Origin of the sequence: Micromonospora sp. II, assembly GCF_001709195.1 — a bacterium.
Lineage (GTDB): Bacteria > Actinomycetota > Actinomycetes > Mycobacteriales > Micromonosporaceae > Micromonospora > Micromonospora chalcea.
Window position 1 is genome coordinate 79,991 of sequence record NZ_LYXF01000007.1, and the last position, 16,054, is coordinate 96,044.

Below are 16,054 nucleotides of genomic sequence, written 5' to 3' on the forward strand. Positions count from 1 at the left end.
GCCTAGAGCGGGCCGGTCAGGAGCCGGTAGTGCTCCCGGAAGATCCGTCCGCCGCGTCCGCGCAGCAACGGGTCGCGCAGCGCCGGCGGCACGTCGCGGGTGCGGTTGCGGTCCCGGGTCCGGTCCCGCACCCAGCGGGTACGCGGGCGGCGGCGACTCTCGTACGCCAGCAGCGCGGCGTCGACGCTGCCGGCGGCGCGCAGCGACTCGGCGAGCACGACGGCGTCCTCCAGCGCCATGGCCGCGCCCTGGGAGAGCGTCGGCGCGGTGGCGTGAGCGGCGTCACCGACGAGCAGCACCCGGCCGTGGAACCACCGCCCCAGCTCGACCTCCTCGGTGCGCTCGACGCACACCGTCTCCAGCGCGTCCAGCACCTCCGGGACGGGGCCGCCGTACGAGCCGAACAGCTCGCGCAGCCGGGCGAGCGGGTCGGCGGGCAGGTCGGTGCCGGCCTCGTCGGCGTAGCAGTAGAGCCGCCCGGCGCCGAGCGGCACCACCAGGAACCCGGCCCGCTGGCCGAGCAGGGCGGTCCAGTCGGCGATCCGCGGGCCGCCGCGCACGAGGGCCCGGTAGACCACGTGACCGGCGGGGCGGGGCGGCCCGCCGAGCGCGGCGAGCGTGCGTACCGCCGAGCGTGGCCCGTCCGCGCCGACGACCAGGTCGTACTCCGCGCTGGTGCCGTCGGTGAAGCCGACCGCCACGCCTCCGGGCAGCGGGTCGACGGTGCTGACCTCGGCGCCGTGGCGGACCGCGCCGCCGGCGCCGGTGAGCAGCACCCGGTGCAGCTCGGCCCGGGGCAGCGCCCGGCATTCCCCCACTCCGGTCCAGAGCGCGTCGAGGTCGACCTCGCACAGCGGCGCACCGGCGGCGTCGAGGAAGCGCTGCCGGTGGATCACCTGGCCGAGCGGGCGCAGCGGGCCGTCGAGGTCGAGCCGGCGCATCGCCCGGGCCGCGTTGCCCGGCAGGTAGAGGCCGGTGTCTGTCGACTCCGCGGGTGGCAGCCGCTCGGTGACGTCGGGCCGGAATCCCGCCAGGCGAAGCGCCCGGGCGACGGCGAGTCCGGCGATGCCCGCGCCGACGACGAGGACGCGCAGGGGTGAACCACCCATGGTGGGTTACGCCTCCGGAGGGGAACGGCACGCGTTGGAGGCAAGACATTACTCGCCGCAACCAGGCGGCGGAAGTGCCCGCTCGCCCCGGTGCGGGCCGCCGGTCGGCGGCACACCCCGTCCCACCGGCAGGAATCCCGCCTCCATCTGGGGGAAGGGGTCGGCCGCGGCACTCGGTCGCACCACCGGCCGTACGCGGAGCGTTAACGAGCCCGGCGCATTTGCGCAATGATTTGAGACATGTAAATGTATTCCCTGCACCGTGGGAGCGCTCCCGTCCGTAACACCGACCGAACCGGCGCCGTCCCCGCGCCGAGCCAAGGAGCATCATGAAGCGTCCACTCAGGGCTCTCGCCGCAGCCGGCCTGCTGGCCGCCGGCACCATCGTCGCCGTAGCGCTCGGCGGCACCGCCTCCGCCGACACGCAGATCTGCGAGCAGTACGGCTCGACCACCATCGGCGGCAAGTACGTGGTGCAGAACAACCGCTGGGGCACCAGCGCCCAGCAGTGCATCAACGTCACCTCGACCGGCTTCTCGATCACCCGGGCGGACGGCTCCGCGCCGACAAACGGGGCGCCGGTCGCCTACCCGTCGATCTTCGTGGGCTGCCACTACACCAACTGCTCGCCCGGCACGAACCTGCCGGTGCAGGTGAAGAACATCAGCAGCGCACCGTCCAGCATCAGCTACAACTACGTCAGCGGCGCGATCTTCAACGCCTCGTACGACATCTGGCTCGACCCGTCGCCGAAGCGGGACGGGGTGAACCAGATGGAGATCATGATCTGGCTCAACCGGCAGGGCTCGATCCAGCCCATCGGCTCCCCGGTCGGCACCGCCAACATCGCGGGCCGGACCTGGGAGGTGTGGCGCGGCAGCAACGGCTCGAACAACGTCATCTCGTACCTGTCGCCGTCGGCCATCCCCAGCTTCAGCTTCGACGCGCTGGCGTTCATCAACGACACCCGCAACCGGGGCGCGATCACGAACGACTGGTACCTGACCAGCATCCAGGCCGGCTTCGAGCCGTGGCAGGGCGGCGTCGGGCTGGCGGTCAACTCGTTCTCGCAGAACGTCAACACCGGCGGCTCCAACCCGCCGCCGACCACGTCGGCGCCGACCACGCCCCCGCCCTCGGGCGGCGCGTCCTGCACCGTCACCTACAAGGCGGCGAACGTGTGGAACAACGGCTTCACCGCCGAGGTGACGGTCAAGAACACCGGCTCCGGCACGATCAACGGCTGGACGCTCAACTACAACCTGCCCTCCGGGCAGACCGTCACCAACGCGTGGAACGCCACCGTCAGCCAGAGCGGCTCCGCGGTGACCGCTCGCGACGCCGGCTACAACGGCACCCTGTCGCCCGGCGCGTCGACCACCTTCGGCTACCAGGCGACGCTCAACGGCAGCTACTCGGCACCGAGCAGCTTCACGCTCAACGGCTCCACCTGCGCCCGGGGCTGACCACCGCACACGGGGAGGGGGCGCGGTCCGTCGCGGACCGCGCCCCCTCCCCCCGGGTACGCCTCAGCCGGCGAGCGCGTCGATGTCGCGCATCTCCTCGGCGGTGAGCGAGAACCCGAACACGTCGACGTTGGCCCGGATCCGCTCCGGCGTGACCGACTTCGGGATGACCACGATCTCGTGGTCGATGTGCCAGCGCAGCACCACCTGGGCCGGCGACACGTCGTGCGCCTGGGCGATGCGGACCAGCACCGGGTCGGACAGGTCGCTGGTCTTGAACGGGCTGTACCCCTCCAGCGCCACGCCCCGGTCCCGGTGGGCGGCGTGCGTGTGCCGCTCGTACAGCGAGGGGCTCCAGCGGATCTGGTTGACCGCCGGGGTCTCCTCGGTGGCCTGGATCAGCTCGTCGATCTGCCCGATCGAGTAGTTGTAGTTGCTCACCCCGACCGTGCGCGCCATGTTCTCGTCCCGCGCGGCGAGCATCTCCCGCCACACCGGGATGCTGTCGCCGGGCGCGGACGGCGGCCAGTGCACCAGCCACAGGTCCACGTAGTCGGTGTCCAGGGCGGCCAGGCTCGCCTCGATGGTCTCCCGCTCCCGGCCCACCCGGTCCGGCGGCAGCTTGGTGGTGATGAAGACGTCCTCGCGGCGCAGTCCGCTCTCCTTGACCGCCCGCCCGACCTCCTTCTCGTTGCCGTACATGGTGGCCGTGTCGATGTGCCGGTAGCCGGCGTCGAGCGCGGCGAGCACGGCCTGGAAACCGGCCTCGCCGGTGGCCTGCCACGTCCCGAAGCCGAGCAGCGGGATCCGGACGTCACCGGCGAGCGGAAGGGTGGGCTGGTCGCTGTCCATGTCCCCCGTTCTACCCCGGTTCGCCGCACACACACCGGCATCCCGGCGCGCACGGCGCGTCTGGGGGAGGATGCGGGGATGGCGGACCGGCTGGACGAGTACCGGCGCAAACGGGACGCCGCGCGTACCCCGGAACCGGTGCCCGAGCGGGTGCCCGGCCGGAAGCGGTCCGCGCGGCGCGCGCCCCGTTTCGTCATCCAGCAGCACCACGCCCGGAGCCTGCACTGGGACCTGCGGCTGGAGCACGACGGCGTACTCGCCTCCTGGGCGGTGCCGCGCGGCCTGCCCCGCGACCCGGGCCGCAACCACCTCGCCGTGCACACCGAGGACCACCCGATGGAGTACCTGACGTTCCACGGGGAGATTCCCGCCGGGGAGTACGGCGGCGGCCGGATGACAGTGCACGACACCGGCACCTACCGGGCCGAGAAGTGGCGCGACGACGAGGTGATCGTGGTGCTCGACGGCGAGCGCACGAAGGGGCGGTACGTGCTGTTCGCCACCGGCGGGCGGGGCCGGGACTGGATGATCAGGCGCACCGACCCGGCGCCGGAGGGCTGGACGCCGATGCCCGAACTGGTCCGCCCGATGCGGCCCGCCGAGGGTGGGCGGCTGCCGCGCGACGCCGACGCCTGGGGGTACGAGCTGCGCTGGGCGGGCGTACGCGCGATGGCGTACGTCTCGGGCGGCCGGCTGCGGCTGCTCGACGGCGACGACAACGAGGTCACCGGGTCGTACCCCTGGCTGCGGGCGATGGCCGAGGCGCTGGCCCCGGCCGAGGCGGTGCTGGACGGCGTGCTGGTCCGGATCGACCCGGCCGGGCGGGTCCGGCCGCCGACCCGGCGCGACGGGCAGTTCCTCGCCGTCGACCTGCTCTGGCTGGAGGGCGTGCCGAGCCTCGACGTGCCGTACGCGCAACGCCGTGACCTGCTCGACGGTCTGGCGCTCGCCGGTCCGCACTGGCAGACTCCGCCGTGGTTCCCGGGAGTCGGTGCGGACGCCCTGCGGGCCGCCCGTGAGCAGGGGCTCCCGGGAGTGGTGGCGAAACGCCTCGACTCCCCGTACGAGCCGGGCCGGCGCAGCCGGCACTGGCTGAGCATCGACGCGAGCTGAGGACCACCGTGCACCTGACGCACCTGGAGTGCCCGCGCTGCGGTCGTGACCATCCGGCCGACGTGTTGCAGAACCTGTGCGGCTGCGGCTCGCCGCTGCTGGCCCGCTACGACCTCGCCGAGGTGGCCGCCACCGTGGCCCCGGAGCAGTTCGGGCTGCGCCCGGCCGACCTGTGGCGCTACCGGGAGCTGCTGCCGGTGGCCGATCCCCGGTGCGTCACCACGCTCGGCGAGGGCTGGACGCCGATGTGGCGTGCGCCCGCGTACGGCCACGAGATCGGCATCGCGGATCTGCTCGTCAAGGACGAGGGGCTGACCCCGACCGGGTCGTTCAAGGCGCGGGGCGCGTCGGTGGGTGTGAGCCGAGCCCGGGAACTGGGCGTGGAGCACATCGCGATGCCGACGAACGGCAACGCCGGGGCGGCCTGGGCCACGTACGCGGCGCGGGCCGGGATGGGCGCGACGATCGCCATGCCGCTGGCCGCGCCGACCATCTGCCGGGAGGAGTGCCTCGCCGCCGGCGCGGATCTGCGGCTGATCGACGGCCTGATCAACGACGCCGGCCGGGACATCGCCGAGCTGATCGCCGGGTCGGACGGGCGGATCTTCGACGCGGGCACGCTGCGCGAGCCGTACCGCCTCGAAGGCAAGAAGACCATGGGGTACGAGATCGTCGAGCAGCTCGGCTGGCAGGTGCCCGACGTGATCGTCTACCCGACCGGCGGGGGCGTCGGGCTGATCGGCATCCACAAGGCGCTGCACGAGCTGCGCGAGCTGGGCTGGGTCGAGGACCGGCTGCCCCGGCTGGTAGCGGTGCAGTCCACCGGATGCGCGCCGATCGTGCGGGCGTTCGCGGCCGGCGAGGACCGCGTCACCCCGTGGGAGGACGCGCGCACCGTCGCGTTCGGCATCACCGTGCCCGCCCCGCTCGGCGACGAGCTGATCCTGTCCGCGCTGCGGGAGAGCGCCGGCACCGCGATCGCCGTGGACGACGCGGAGATCCTCACCGACCTGCGCGACTTCGCCACCCGCGAGGGGCTGCTGCTCTGCCCGGAGGGCGCGGCCTGCCTGACCGCCGCCCGGCACCTGCGGGCCGGTGGCTGGATCCGTCCCGGCGAGCGCGTGGTGGTGCTGAACACCGGCGCCGGCCTGAAATACCCCGGCCTGGTGCAAGGAGGGGCCCCTTCTTAACGTCTCCGGTATAGCAGGGGCCCCCGCTTAACACGTGCGCACCGGGCGTCAGGACGTCGGCGGCTCGTCCTCGCCGGCCTCCTCGGCGGCGTCCGCCTCCTCCTTCGTCTTGTGCACCGCGCCGTCGGCGTGCTCCGGCGGGCCGTAGACGGTGTAGAGCACCAGCGGGTTCGGCCCGGTGTTGACGAAGTTGTGCTTCGTGCCGGCCGGGACGACCACGAGGTCGCCGGAGACGACCTCCTTCTTCTCGCCGGCCACCCGGGCCTCGCCGGTGCCGCTGACGAACGTGAGGATCTGGTCGATGCCCTCGTGGACCTCCTCGCCGATCTCGCCGCCCGGCGGAATGGTCATGATGACCAGCTGGGTGTGCTCCCCGGTCCAGAGCACGCGGCGGAAGTCGGGACTCTTCTCGGCGACTGTCGCGATAGTGAAATGCTCCATGGCCCGCTCATACCCCGATCACGCGCCCGCCACGCCGGGAGTCGCAGATGGTGGAATTCCCCACGCCGATCCGGTTTGGATCCCCGGAGAAGGGGCATGTGCTGCCGACAAGACCGGTGCGGGACGGGCCGGTCGAGCCAAGTCCCCGCTGGCGTACCGCCTGTACGGCTGCGGCGGTGGGAGACGGCCGGAGCGCGGCGACGTTACGACCGGAGGTCGTGCGGCGCCGTGCGCTCGTCTGCGCGTCCGGTCAGGCCAGCACGGCCAGGTGGAACGGACGGTCCACGTGCCCGCTCGTGCCGTGCGTCTCGACGAACACGGCGTTCGCGATACCCGAGCGCGGCGCCACGGTGATGACACCCTGCGGGACCAGCCCGTTCGCCGTCGCGGGGCCCACCGATCCGACGTACGCCGCTCCGGCCACGTCCTGGTCGAACGCGACCTGGTACATCCCGGCGGCGAGCCGGGTGGCCGAGGTGGCGCCGAGGCCGCGGACGAGTTTTCCGTCGGCGTCGACCACGGCGAACAGCATCCGTGCGGTGGCCGGCAGCCCGACCGGCGAACACGAGTTGATCTCGGTGTCGGCGCGTGCGGCCTCCCGCATGCTCGGGATCGGCTGGCCGGTGGTTTCCCTCCTACCTCTGCGGCTGGGCATGGTGATCCTCTCTCCCGCCGGTACGCCGGCCGGAGGCGTTCGTGCGCGTTCGGGCGATCGTCGGCGGTCACCCTCGATGATTCCGACGCTATGTCGGCGCACCGCCCGGCAACCAGCCGATGAAGTGTCCAATCACTGACAGCGAACGGCTCTGACCTGCGAAAACGTTCACGACGTGACGCAGAGCGATCGGCTGGCTACATTTAAGTATGGTGCAGTCGCCCCGAGGCCCGGTCTACCGCCCGGTGCTGGCCGCGCGGCGCGGTGAGCTGGAGGCGCTGTCCCATCTCGACGGAGGCTCCACCCCGCTGCTCGCACCGGTTCTCGACGTCGCGGCGGACGCGCCGTCCATCAAGGACTCGCTGGCTCGACTGCCGGACGGGCTGCTGCCCGCCGTCGACGTGTCGGCGCTTCCGGACACCCCGGAACACGATCCGGTCCGGTGGGGCGTACCGCTGGCACCGGTCATCGGCCTGACGGACAGCGACCGGCGGCTGGCCGCGCACGGCGCGGCGGCACGGGCCTGGGCGCACCACGCGGTCGTCCGGTTGCGCACCGGCCCGGACCGAAGCGGGCCGGACGCCGCGACGGCCGCCGCGGAGCGGGTGTGGCGGCTGACCGGCCTGATGCCGGAGCAGTGCGACCTGCTGCTCGACGCGGAGGACGTGTGCTGCACCGCGGACGTCCGGCTGGCCGAGCCACGGGTGCGGCGCRCGGCGGAATGGGCCCGGCGGCACGCCTGGCGCTCGGTGACGGTGGCGGCCGGCGGGATGCCGCCGGCCCTGTCCCGGCTTCCGGTGGACGAGCCRGTCCGGCTGGACCGGTACGACTGGTCGCTCTGGCAGCGCCTGGCCGACCTGGACCTCGGGTACGGCGACTACGGCGTGAGCTGCGCGGTACGCGGCGCGGACGAGCCGGTCGACCGGGTTCCCACGCTGCGCTGGGCAACCGACGACGCGTGGTGGGTCTACCGCTGGTCGCGGCGCGGCGGGCGGGGCGACGAGCGCTTCGCCGACCTGTGCCGCACGGTGACCGCCGCCGCGCACTGGCCGGCAGCCGGGGCCGGCTTCTCCTGGGGCGACCACGAGATCGTCCGGCGGGCCCGGCGCGGCGCGGGCGCAGGTTCCCCGGCCAACTGGATCGCGTGGAGCACCTCGCACCACCTGGCGCAGGTGCTGGCCGCACTGGTCCGACCGGAACGGGACCAGCGCGGCCGGGCGTGGTGGGCCGACCCGGACGTCCCGGAACGGGGACGTACCGGCCGCTCGCCGCGCGGCGGGGAGTCCCGCCGCGCCGGCTGAACTCACTCCTTCTCGGTGAACCCGAACTGCACCACGCCCTCGTCGTCGACGACCGCGTCCACCGAGGTGTCGTTCAGCAGTTCGGCGGCGTCGGAGTCGAGGAAGATGCGCGCCCCCTCGGTGTCCACCACCTGGTCGCCCCGCACCGGCTCCGGCACCAGTTCGATGGAGAGCGAACCGGCCTCGGTGTCGGCGGCGATGCGCAGCCCACCGGCGTCGGCCACGTCCTGCTGGGCGGCGAGGTCACGGATCACCAGGACGGCGTTGTCGGTCATGGTCAGCATCGCTGAACTCCTCATGGCTGGATGTCGGGATTCGCGCGGGCGACAAGGCCCACGTACAGGTCTTTTCCCTCCCTCGGCCCGGCGAATCCCTAGGCTGGGGGCAGAGACGGCGCGGTGCGCGCCACGTCTCCTGGCGATAACCTTTCACACCGGAGTCTTTCCCGCAGGAAATCTCCATGGCAGCATCGGCACATGCATCGTCGCCTATTCCCCCGGGCGCTCGCGGTGCTGGTGCTGGTCGCCACCGCGGCCACCGCCGGCGCCACCACCGCCACTGCCGAAGCGCCCACCCCCGCGCAGACCCGGCTGCACGCCACCATCGACGCCGTCCTCGCCGACAGCCGGCTCGACGGCGCGCAGGCGGGCGTGGTCGTCGTCGACACCACCACCGGCCGCACGCTGTACGACCGCAACGGGACGCGACGGCTCATCCCGGCCTCCAACACCAAGCTGTTCACCTCCGCGGCGGCGATGGAACTGCTCGGACCGGGCCACCGGTTCACCACCGACGTGAGCGCCGACGGGCCGCGCCACGCCGGCATGCTCTCCGGCGACCTCTACCTGCGCGGCGGAGGCGACCCCACCATCCTCGCCGCCGACTACGACCGGCTCGCCGCGCAGGTCGCCGCGACCGGCGTACGGGTCGTCGCGGGCAACCTGGTCGCCGACGACACCCGGTACGACCGCGACCGGCTCGGCCCGGACTGGACCTGGGACGACGAGCCCTACTACTACGCCGCCCAGGTGTCCGCGCTCACCGTGGCCCCGGACACCGACTACGACGCCGGCACGGTGATCGTCCACGCCGCGCCGGGAACGCGGGCGGGTGCCCGACCGAAGATCACCATGACTCCGGACAACGGCTGGCTGCGCATCGAGAACCGGGCCGAGACGGTGACCGAGGGCGAGACCACCATCTCGTTCGAGCGCGAGCACGGCGGCAACACAGTGGTGGTCACCGGCCAGATCGCGCTCGGCCAGGCCACCGAGAGCGACTGGGTGACGGTCTGGGAACCGACCGGGTACGCGGCCGACGTGTTCCGGTCCGCGCTGCGCCGTCACGGCGTACGGGTGCTCGGGCGGACCGTGCTCGGCGCCGCCACCCCGGACACGGCCAAGCCGCTGGCCCGGCACGACTCGATGCCGCTGACCGACCTCATGGTGCCGTTCCTCAAGCTCTCCAACAACGGCCACGCCGAAGTGCTCACCAAGGAACTCGGCCGGCAGCTCTCCGGCTCCGGCACCTGGGCCGCCGGGCTCTCCGCGATCAGCGGGTACGTGGGCGACACCGGGGTGGACACCGGCACGCTGCGCCAACGTGACGGCTCCGGCCTGTCCCGGCGCAACCTCGTCCCGCCGGGACAGTTCGTCACGCTGCTCTCGGCGGTCCGCGCCGAACCGTGGTTCGACACCTGGTACGCCGCGCTGCCGGTGGCCGGCAACCCGAACCGGCTCGTCGGCGGGACGCTGCGCAGCCGGATGAGCGGCACCGCCGCCGCGAACAACGTGCACGCCAAGACCGGCAGCCTGACCGGCGCGTCAGCGCTCTCCGGCTACGTTACGAGTGCGGACGGCCGGCTGCTGGCGTTCTCGATCGTGCTGAACAACTACCTGACCTCGTCGGTGAAAGGGCTGGAGGATCAGATCGCGATCGCCCTGGCCGCGTACACCGAGAGGGAGACGGCCACCGCCCGGCGTACCGTGCCGGCCGCGCCGGAGTCACCGCGCGTACCGGAGGGACGGGAGTGCTCCTGGGTCAAACCGGCGCTCTGCTGACCGGCGCCGTACCGCCCCGGTGCTAGGCGCCGGGGCGGCGCGGCTGCGGGCCGGCGGCGGGGTCACCCCGCTCGACGAGCGCGTCGATCTCGGCCGGTGGGAGCCCGCGCAGGGTGAGCACCCGGCGACCCCACCGGTGCAGCCGGCACGGGTGGGGGCTGGCGTCGTTGCGGCAGATGGTCCCGCCCGACCACGTCCGCGGCGCGTGCACCACCACCGCGCGCACCGCGAACTGGACGTCCTCGACCGTCACGTACGGCGGCATCGGGATCTCGCGCAGCACGTCACCGTCGGCGCGGGGGCGGGCGGGGACGACGGGAGCAGGGCCGGTCATCGATCGTGCCTCCACAGGGGATGGTCGGACGGGAACAACGGAAACCTACGACGCCGTGCCGGGTACGCGACGGACAAACTGTCCCCGCTCAGCGCAGCGCCACCGCCTGGAGGCTGACGTTGCCGCAGTCGCCGAGCGACTCCTCCACCGTCCAGTTCAGCAGCAGCCGCGCGCCACGCTGGGCGCGGAACTTGATCGTGAACTCGGTGGTGAGCGCGGTGTGCGGGTCCTCCATCCGGAGCGTGGTCACCGGTCCGCCGGTGGAGACACGCACGTCGAGGCGGCCGCGGGCCATCCAGAGCCCGGCGTACAGACGCACCGTGCGCTGCTGCCCGTCGGCGGCCACCGCCAGGTTGAACCCGCTGCCCCGGTGGCAGGCGTACACGCCGGACATGGTGCCGCTCGCCGACGCGACCGGGTTGCCGTCGCGCCAGGCGTACGCCTCGGGGTTGTTGCTGAAGCTCTGCCGCCGCCCCCGGCCGCCCTCGTCGCGGATCTCGCCGGAGCCGCCCCGCTTGCGGACCGTCCGGTCGGCGCCGGTGAGCCCCCAGTGGACCCAGTCGGTGGTGCCCACGGCGGTGAGGTCGACGGTGGCGGGCACCTCGGCGCGGGTCACGGTGACTGTCGGCGGGAGCGCGCTCGTCGGCGACGGCGACGGCGACGGCGTGGACGGCGTCGGGCTCGGCGACGGTGGCCGCTGCCGGGGACGCAGTCCCGGATTGGCCACCGTGTCGTCGGCCTCGTTCGGCAGCCCGACCCGGCCGGGCGGCGCCGCCGGCAGCCGGGCGTGCTCCTCGCGTGGCGCGTCGTGCCGCTCGACGCCGAGGTAGAGCGCCAGTGCCGCCAGGCAGAGGAACGCGGCCAGCCCTTCCAGCATCAGCCGACGCCGACGGCGCAGCCGCCGCAGCGCGGAGCGGGTACGCGGAAGGCCGTGCCGATGCGAGCCGGGGCCGGTACGCGGACGGTCCTCCTGGCCCACCACACCCTCCACTTCGGTCACGACACCGCCGGATACGACTGGTGCGCGACGGGCTTCACGGTGTCACCGGACGGCTCTTTGCGCCATATGTCGAGTGACGGGCGTTTCCAGTTCGTTACCTGGCGGCCGCTCGCCGGACCGGCCGCTCAGCTTACCGTGACCGCCTGCAGGGCCACCCCGTCGTTCTGCGCGCCGGTGACCGTCAGGGCCTGCCATTTGATCAGCAGCCGCTCCCCCGGGGCCGCCCGGAAGCGGATGACGTACTGGTAGAAGCGGTCGCCCGCGGCGAGGGCGACCTCACGGACGACGGGATCGCCGCCGCTGGACAGCGTCAGGTCGAGCCGCGCGCCGGCCGAGAACGTGCCGACGAACAGCCGGACCGTGCGCAGGTCCCCGCTCCCGGCCACCCCGAGCGTGAAGCTCTTCCCGGCGCCGCGCTGGAAGACACCCGCCCGGGTGCCCTCCTGGCGCGCTGTCGGCGTACCGTCGGTCCACCGGAGATCACAGGCGCCCGCGTTGTGCTCCAGCCGCTCGCCACCCGGATCCTGGATCTCGCCGGTGCCGCCCGCCTTGCGATGGAAGCTGTCCGCGCCGGTACCGCCCCAGTGCCGCCAGTCCCGCGTACCGAGCGCGGTGAGCGACAACGCCCCCGGCAGCGGCGCCAGGTCCACGTCGAGCAGCGGACCGCCGGGTGACACCGGGTCGGCCGGCGCCTGATCGGGCGCCTGGTCGCCGGGCGCCTGATCGCTCGGCGCCGCCACGGGCGACGTCTCCCGGTTCGACGGTGGCGCGGGTGACCGGCCCGCGTACGCCAGCGCCGCCACCAGCCCGGTCACGGTCACCGCCGCCAGCACGGCGCGCCGGCGCCGACGCCGGGCCCGGGCCACAGCGACCCGGGTGGCCGGGGCGTCGGCCGGGGGCCGGGTCGGGCCGAGTGTCAGCCTGGTTCGCGCCGCGTCGCGCAGCCGGACGCCGATCCCGCCCGCCAGATCGCCGATCCGGCCGGCCAGGTCGCCGATCCCGCTGGTCAGGTGGCCGATCCCGCTGGTCATATCGGCGAGGCGCGCCGGGATGCTCTCCCGGGCGGAGTGCCGGCCCGGTCTCGCTCCCGTTTCCGCCACCTGCGGCGGGCCGGGTTCGGCCGGATCGGGCGCGGGCCGGACCGGCGACGGAGCGGACAGGTGCAGTCCGATCGGCACCGGCCCGACCAGCGGAACCCGGCCGCCGGGCGGGTTCGGACGCGACTCGGGGCCGGCCGACGCAGCCGCCCCGGAGACGAGTGGCCTCGGGCCGAGCGAACCCGGAGCGGGCGTGCCGGAGCCGGGCGGACCCGGAGCAGGCGCACCCGGGCTGAGCGGACCCGAAGCGAGCGGACCCGGAGCGAGCGAGCCCGAAGCGAGCGGCGCCGAAGCGAGCGCGCCCGAAGCAAGCGGACCCGAAGCAAGCGGGGCCGGGGCAAGCGGGCCCGGGGCAAGCGCGCCCGGGGCGGGCGTGTCGGCCGGGAGCGGGCCGGCGGCCGGAAGGTCGAGAGCCGGCGGTCCGCCGGCGCGCGGAGGCGGCCACACAGCGGTACCGGGCGGATCCAGGTCGACCGGCGGCACCGGATCGTCCGCGCCGGAAGGTGAGCGTTCGGCGTCCGGGGGCGTCACCGGCCGGGACACGCCGGGGTCGGTGTTCCCGGGCAGGCGGCGTGGACCGGTGGGCCGCGCCGGCGCGTCTGCCGATTCGTCCGGCGCGGGCAGCCAACCCCCGACCCGGATTCCGGTCCGCGCGATGTCGTCCTCAGCCACCGACCCTCCTCGGCCACCGGCGGCGAGCGGCCCGGCCCCGTGGCTCGCCGTAGGGAGGATGACACAGAACGCGATCTTGCAGAAGGCATCCGCCCTCGCAATTCCCACGCGCCCCACGCCGCCAACCCGCCCCACGGACCAGATCTTGGAAGATTCAGGTCCCCATAGGAGCCATTTCCTTCCAAGATCTCCCCCGGCCCGGCGCGCCCACCCTCGTCAACCTGTTGATCATGAGGTTGGCGGGGACATTTCGGGCGCGGAATGCCGTCAACTTCATGATCGACGGGAGCGGGGCGGGGGTGGGGGTGGGGGTGGGGCGCCCCGGGGGCGGGATGGTGGGTGGCGTCAGTGGCGGGTGCGGCGGTGCAGGCCCCGGGTGGGGTGCCAGCTCTCGATCAGCAGGTGGTCGGGCGGGTCGCCGACCCGGGTGAGCACCACCTCGGTCAGCTCGATCCGGAAGCTGTGCGAGCCGTCCTCGGCGGGCTGCTCCTCGTGCGCCCGGCCGGCGATCTTCGCGTCCCCGTCCCAGGTGGACGGGTCGTCCGGCGGGGCGTCCTCGGTCGGGCTGTGCAGCGCCACCCGAGGATCGCGGCGCAGGTCGAGCGCCTTGACCGCGCCGGCCATGCTGCCCAGCCGCAGCTGCCCGTCGTCACCGAAGTCGAACTCGGTGCCGCTGATCCGCGGCGAACCGTCCCGCCGCAGTGTCGCCATCGTGCCGTGCTTGCGGACCGCGAAGCGGGCGCGTACCCGCGCCGCGAACTCGGGTTCGGCCGCCACCAGATTGGACCACCATGTCATGCGCCCGATTCTGGCCGGGAAACCTGACAACCCGCGGCAGCTTTCAGCCGACCTGGAAACCGAGCGCCTGGGCCAGCATCACCGCCTGCTCGGCGTCGATCCGCGCGCCGGAACGCTGCACCGCCGTCGGGTCGAGCGCGGACAGGTCGCTGCCGCGCAGGTCGGCCCGGATCAGCTTGGCGGCGTGCAACTGGGCGCCGGAGAGGTCCACGCCGGTCAGCGTCGCGCCGGTGAGGTCGGCACCGGTCAGGTCGACCTCCCGCATCCGTACGTCGGTGATCCGCGCCCCGCGCAGGTCGGCGCCGGCGAGCGTGACGAAGGACCAGTCGCCCCGGTCGACCCGCAGCGGGCGCAGGTCGCAGCGGTCGAACGTGCTGCCGACCAGCTTGCAGCCGGTGAACTCGGCCTCGAAGAGGTTGCACTTGCTGAACGAGCACCTGGTGAACGCCGAGTCGGTGTGCCGGGAGGCGTTGAACGCCACGTTGCCGAACACGCAGTCGGTGAAGACCGCGCCCCGGCTGACCGCCTCGGTCAGGTCGACGTGGAAGAACTCGCACCGTACGAAGTGCCTGTCGGCCAACTCCTCGGCGTACCAGTCCTGCTGGCGGTAGGTGACGTCCTCGACCGGCTCCGGCATGCCACCGACACTAGTGACACTTCCCGGCCGCGATACCTGCGGGTAGGTTCGCGGTCGTGAGTGTCACCGTGAGCACCGACCCCGGACGTGTCGGCCTCGATCCCGCCCGGCTGGCGCGGATCGACGAGCACTTCGCCCGGTACGTCGACGACGGCCGGCTCGCCGGCTGGCAGATCGTCGTCACCCGCCGGGGCGAGATCGCCCACTCCTCGACGTACGGGCTGCGCGACCGGGAGGCCGGTACGCCGGTCGAGGCGGACACGCTCTGGCGCATCTACTCGATGACCAAGCCGATCACCTCGGTCGCCGCGATGATGCTCTGGGAGGAGGGCCGGCTCGAGCTGAACGACCCGGTCAGCCGCTGGCTGCCGGAGTTCGCCGACGTACGGGTCTACGACCGGGGTTCGGTGCTGAAGCCGTACACGGTGCCGGCGACCGAGCCGATCCGGATCTGGCACCTGCTCACCCACACCGCCGGCCTGACGTACGGCTTCGCCCAGGTGTCAGTGGTCGACGGCCTGTACCGGGCGGCGGGCTTCGACCTGGGAGTGCCGCCGGGCGCGGACCTGGCGGCGGCCTCGGCCGGGCTGGCCCGGCTGCCGCTGCTGTTCCAGCCCGGCACGAGCTGGAACTACGGCGTCTCCACCGACGTCCTGGGCCGCCTGGTCGAGGTGATCTCCGGGCAGTCGCTCGACGCGTTCTTCGCCGAGCGGATCCTGGGCCCGCTGGGCATGACCGACACCCGCTGGTGGGTGGACGCGGCGGACGCGAAACGCCTGGCCGCGCTCTACGCCCCGCACCCGGCGACCGGTCAGGCGGTACGCGCCGACGGGGTGGGCCGGGCCGCGCTGGCGGAGCCGACGTGGCACTCCGGCGGCGGCGGGCTGCTCTCCACGGCGGCCGACTACCACCGGTTCACCCAGTTCCTGCTGCGTGGCGGCGAGCTGGACGGGGTGCGCCTGCTCGGGCCGCGCACGGTGCGCTTCATGACCCGCAACCACCTGCCCGGCAACCGGGACCTGGCCTCGTTCTCGCCGGAGGGCTTCGCCGAGACGATCCTCGACGGGGTCGGCTTCGGGCTGGGCTTCGCGGTCGTGCTGGACCCGGTGCCGTCGCGGGTGCCGAGCAGCGTCGGCGAGTTCTACTGGGGCGGCCTGGCCAGCACCGCGTTCTGGGTGGACCCGGTGGAGGAGGTCACCGCGCTGCTGTTCACCCAGTTGATGCCGTCCAGCACGTACCCGCTGCGCAGCCAGTTGCGCCAGCTCGTCTACTCGGCGATCGTCGACTGAGCCGGTTCGGCGGAACTCCCGCCGTCCGCCGGCAGGCTGC

At 73.4% G+C, this 16,054-nt stretch carries 16 protein-coding genes; 6 read left to right on the top strand and 10 right to left on the bottom strand.

The features are described from left to right. Positions 1–2 precede the first annotated feature (2 nt). Positions 3–1,109 carry an FAD-dependent monooxygenase gene (locus A8711_RS04480; RefSeq protein ID WP_043326218.1) on the bottom strand — a complete coding sequence of 369 codons (1,107 nt, stop codon included), beginning with the start codon at positions 1,107–1,109 and terminating at the stop codon, positions 3–5. Between the two features lie 329 nt (positions 1,110–1,438). Here A8711_RS04480 and A8711_RS04485 point away from each other — a divergent pair, with 329 nt between their 5' ends. Then, the gene (locus A8711_RS04485) at positions 1,439–2,575 is read left to right on the top strand and encodes a cellulose binding domain-containing protein (RefSeq protein WP_043326220.1); all 1,137 of its coding nucleotides are present in this window, start codon (positions 1,439–1,441) and stop codon (positions 2,573–2,575) included. Between the two features lie 63 nt (positions 2,576–2,638). Here A8711_RS04485 and A8711_RS04490 read toward each other — a convergent pair whose 3' ends face one another. Next, complete coding sequence (locus A8711_RS04490; protein ID WP_069087530.1) at positions 2,639–3,427, bottom strand: aldo/keto reductase; 789 nt, start codon at positions 3,425–3,427, stop codon at positions 2,639–2,641. A 78-nt stretch (positions 3,428–3,505) separates the two neighbouring features. Between A8711_RS04490 and A8711_RS04495 the strand changes: the two genes are divergently transcribed. Together A8711_RS04495 and A8711_RS04500 are read left to right on the top strand one after the other, a co-directional pair. Further along, positions 3,506–4,540, top strand: a complete 1,035-nt coding sequence (locus A8711_RS04495) for a DNA polymerase ligase N-terminal domain-containing protein (protein ID WP_043326224.1) — start codon at positions 3,506–3,508, stop codon at positions 4,538–4,540. Positions 4,541–4,548: 8 nt separating this feature from the next. Next, positions 4,549–5,730, top strand: a complete 1,182-nt coding sequence (locus tag A8711_RS04500; RefSeq protein ID WP_043326226.1) for a threonine synthase — start codon at positions 4,549–4,551, stop codon at positions 5,728–5,730. A 48-nt stretch (positions 5,731–5,778) separates the two neighbouring features. Here the strand turns inward: A8711_RS04500 and A8711_RS04505 are convergent, their stop codons facing one another. After that, on the bottom strand, positions 5,779–6,171 hold the full coding sequence (locus A8711_RS04505) for a cupin domain-containing protein (protein WP_013284343.1): 393 nt from the start codon (positions 6,169–6,171) through the stop codon (positions 5,779–5,781). A 250-nt stretch (positions 6,172–6,421) separates the two neighbouring features. Beyond that, positions 6,422–6,826 carry a hypothetical protein gene (locus tag A8711_RS04510; RefSeq protein WP_043326228.1) on the bottom strand — a complete coding sequence of 135 codons (405 nt, stop codon included), beginning with the start codon at positions 6,824–6,826 and terminating at the stop codon, positions 6,422–6,424. Between the two features lie 209 nt (positions 6,827–7,035). Between A8711_RS04510 and A8711_RS04515 the strand changes: the two genes are divergently transcribed. Next, complete coding sequence (locus A8711_RS04515) at positions 7,036–8,127, top strand: hypothetical protein (protein ID WP_069087531.1); 1,092 nt, start codon at positions 7,036–7,038, stop codon at positions 8,125–8,127. Between the two features lie 2 nt (positions 8,128–8,129). Here A8711_RS04515 and A8711_RS04520 read toward each other — a convergent pair whose 3' ends face one another. Further along, positions 8,130–8,411 carry an iron-sulfur cluster biosynthesis family protein gene (locus A8711_RS04520; protein ID WP_030501863.1) on the bottom strand — a complete coding sequence of 94 codons (282 nt, stop codon included), beginning with the start codon at positions 8,409–8,411 and terminating at the stop codon, positions 8,130–8,132. Between the two features lie 192 nt (positions 8,412–8,603). On the opposite strand from A8711_RS04520, the gene dacB reads away from it, so the two are divergent. After that, entirely contained in the window at positions 8,604–10,187 is a 1,584-nt protein-coding gene (gene dacB / locus A8711_RS04525) for a D-alanyl-D-alanine carboxypeptidase/D-alanyl-D-alanine-endopeptidase (protein WP_043326229.1), read from the top strand. A gap of 22 nt (positions 10,188–10,209) precedes the next feature. On the opposite strand, the gene A8711_RS04530 is transcribed toward dacB, so the two are convergent. From A8711_RS04530 to A8711_RS04550, 5 genes are all read right to left on the bottom strand, one after another. Further along, entirely contained in the window at positions 10,210–10,521 is a 312-nt protein-coding gene (locus A8711_RS04530; RefSeq protein WP_043326231.1) for a hypothetical protein, read from the bottom strand. An 88-nt stretch (positions 10,522–10,609) separates the two neighbouring features. Then, positions 10,610–11,521, bottom strand: a complete 912-nt coding sequence (locus A8711_RS04535; RefSeq protein ID WP_233607903.1) for a hypothetical protein — start codon at positions 11,519–11,521, stop codon at positions 10,610–10,612. A gap of 125 nt (positions 11,522–11,646) precedes the next feature. Further along, positions 11,647–12,699: a hypothetical protein gene (locus A8711_RS32695; protein WP_233607902.1), complete on the bottom strand. Its 1,053-nt coding sequence runs from the start codon at positions 12,697–12,699 to the stop codon at positions 11,647–11,649. Positions 12,700–13,635: 936 nt separating this feature from the next. After that, on the bottom strand, positions 13,636–14,088 hold the full coding sequence (locus A8711_RS04545; protein ID WP_069087533.1) for a pyridoxamine 5'-phosphate oxidase family protein: 453 nt from the start codon (positions 14,086–14,088) through the stop codon (positions 13,636–13,638). A gap of 43 nt (positions 14,089–14,131) precedes the next feature. Next, on the bottom strand, positions 14,132–14,725 hold the full coding sequence (locus A8711_RS04550) for a pentapeptide repeat-containing protein (RefSeq protein ID WP_013284334.1): 594 nt from the start codon (positions 14,723–14,725) through the stop codon (positions 14,132–14,134). Between the two features lie 56 nt (positions 14,726–14,781). On the opposite strand from A8711_RS04550, the gene A8711_RS04555 reads away from it, so the two are divergent. Further along, complete coding sequence (locus A8711_RS04555) at positions 14,782–16,014, top strand: serine hydrolase (protein ID WP_069087534.1); 1,233 nt, start codon at positions 14,782–14,784, stop codon at positions 16,012–16,014. Positions 16,015–16,054 lie beyond the last annotated feature (40 nt).

What these genes read in the sequence shown, in the direction of transcription:
- A8711_RS04550 (WP_013284334.1), bottom strand. Translation starts at nt 14,725, where the DNA reads ATGCCGGAGCCGGTCGAGGACGTCACCTACCGCCAGCAGGACTGGTAC.
- A8711_RS04485 (WP_043326220.1), top strand. Translation starts at nt 1,439, where the DNA reads ATGAAGCGTCCACTCAGGGCTCTCGCCGCAGCCGGCCTGCTGGCCGCC.
- A8711_RS04510 (WP_043326228.1), bottom strand. Translation starts at nt 6,826, where the DNA reads ATGCCCAGCCGCAGAGGTAGGAGGGAAACCACCGGCCAGCCGATCCCG.
- A8711_RS04480 (WP_043326218.1), bottom strand. Translation starts at nt 1,109, where the DNA reads ATGGGTGGTTCACCCCTGCGCGTCCTCGTCGTCGGCGCGGGCATCGCC.
- A8711_RS04495 (WP_043326224.1), top strand. Translation starts at nt 3,506, where the DNA reads ATGGCGGACCGGCTGGACGAGTACCGGCGCAAACGGGACGCCGCGCGT.
- A8711_RS04490 (WP_069087530.1), bottom strand. Translation starts at nt 3,427, where the DNA reads ATGGACAGCGACCAGCCCACCCTTCCGCTCGCCGGTGACGTCCGGATC.
- A8711_RS04520 (WP_030501863.1), bottom strand. Translation starts at nt 8,411, where the DNA reads ATGCTGACCATGACCGACAACGCCGTCCTGGTGATCCGTGACCTCGCC.
- dacB (WP_043326229.1), top strand. Translation starts at nt 8,604, where the DNA reads ATGCATCGTCGCCTATTCCCCCGGGCGCTCGCGGTGCTGGTGCTGGTC.
- A8711_RS04530 (WP_043326231.1), bottom strand. Translation starts at nt 10,521, where the DNA reads ATGACCGGCCCTGCTCCCGTCGTCCCCGCCCGCCCCCGCGCCGACGGT.
- A8711_RS04545 (WP_069087533.1), bottom strand. Translation starts at nt 14,088, where the DNA reads ATGACATGGTGGTCCAATCTGGTGGCGGCCGAACCCGAGTTCGCGGCG.
- A8711_RS04505 (WP_013284343.1), bottom strand. Translation starts at nt 6,171, where the DNA reads ATGGAGCATTTCACTATCGCGACAGTCGCCGAGAAGAGTCCCGACTTC.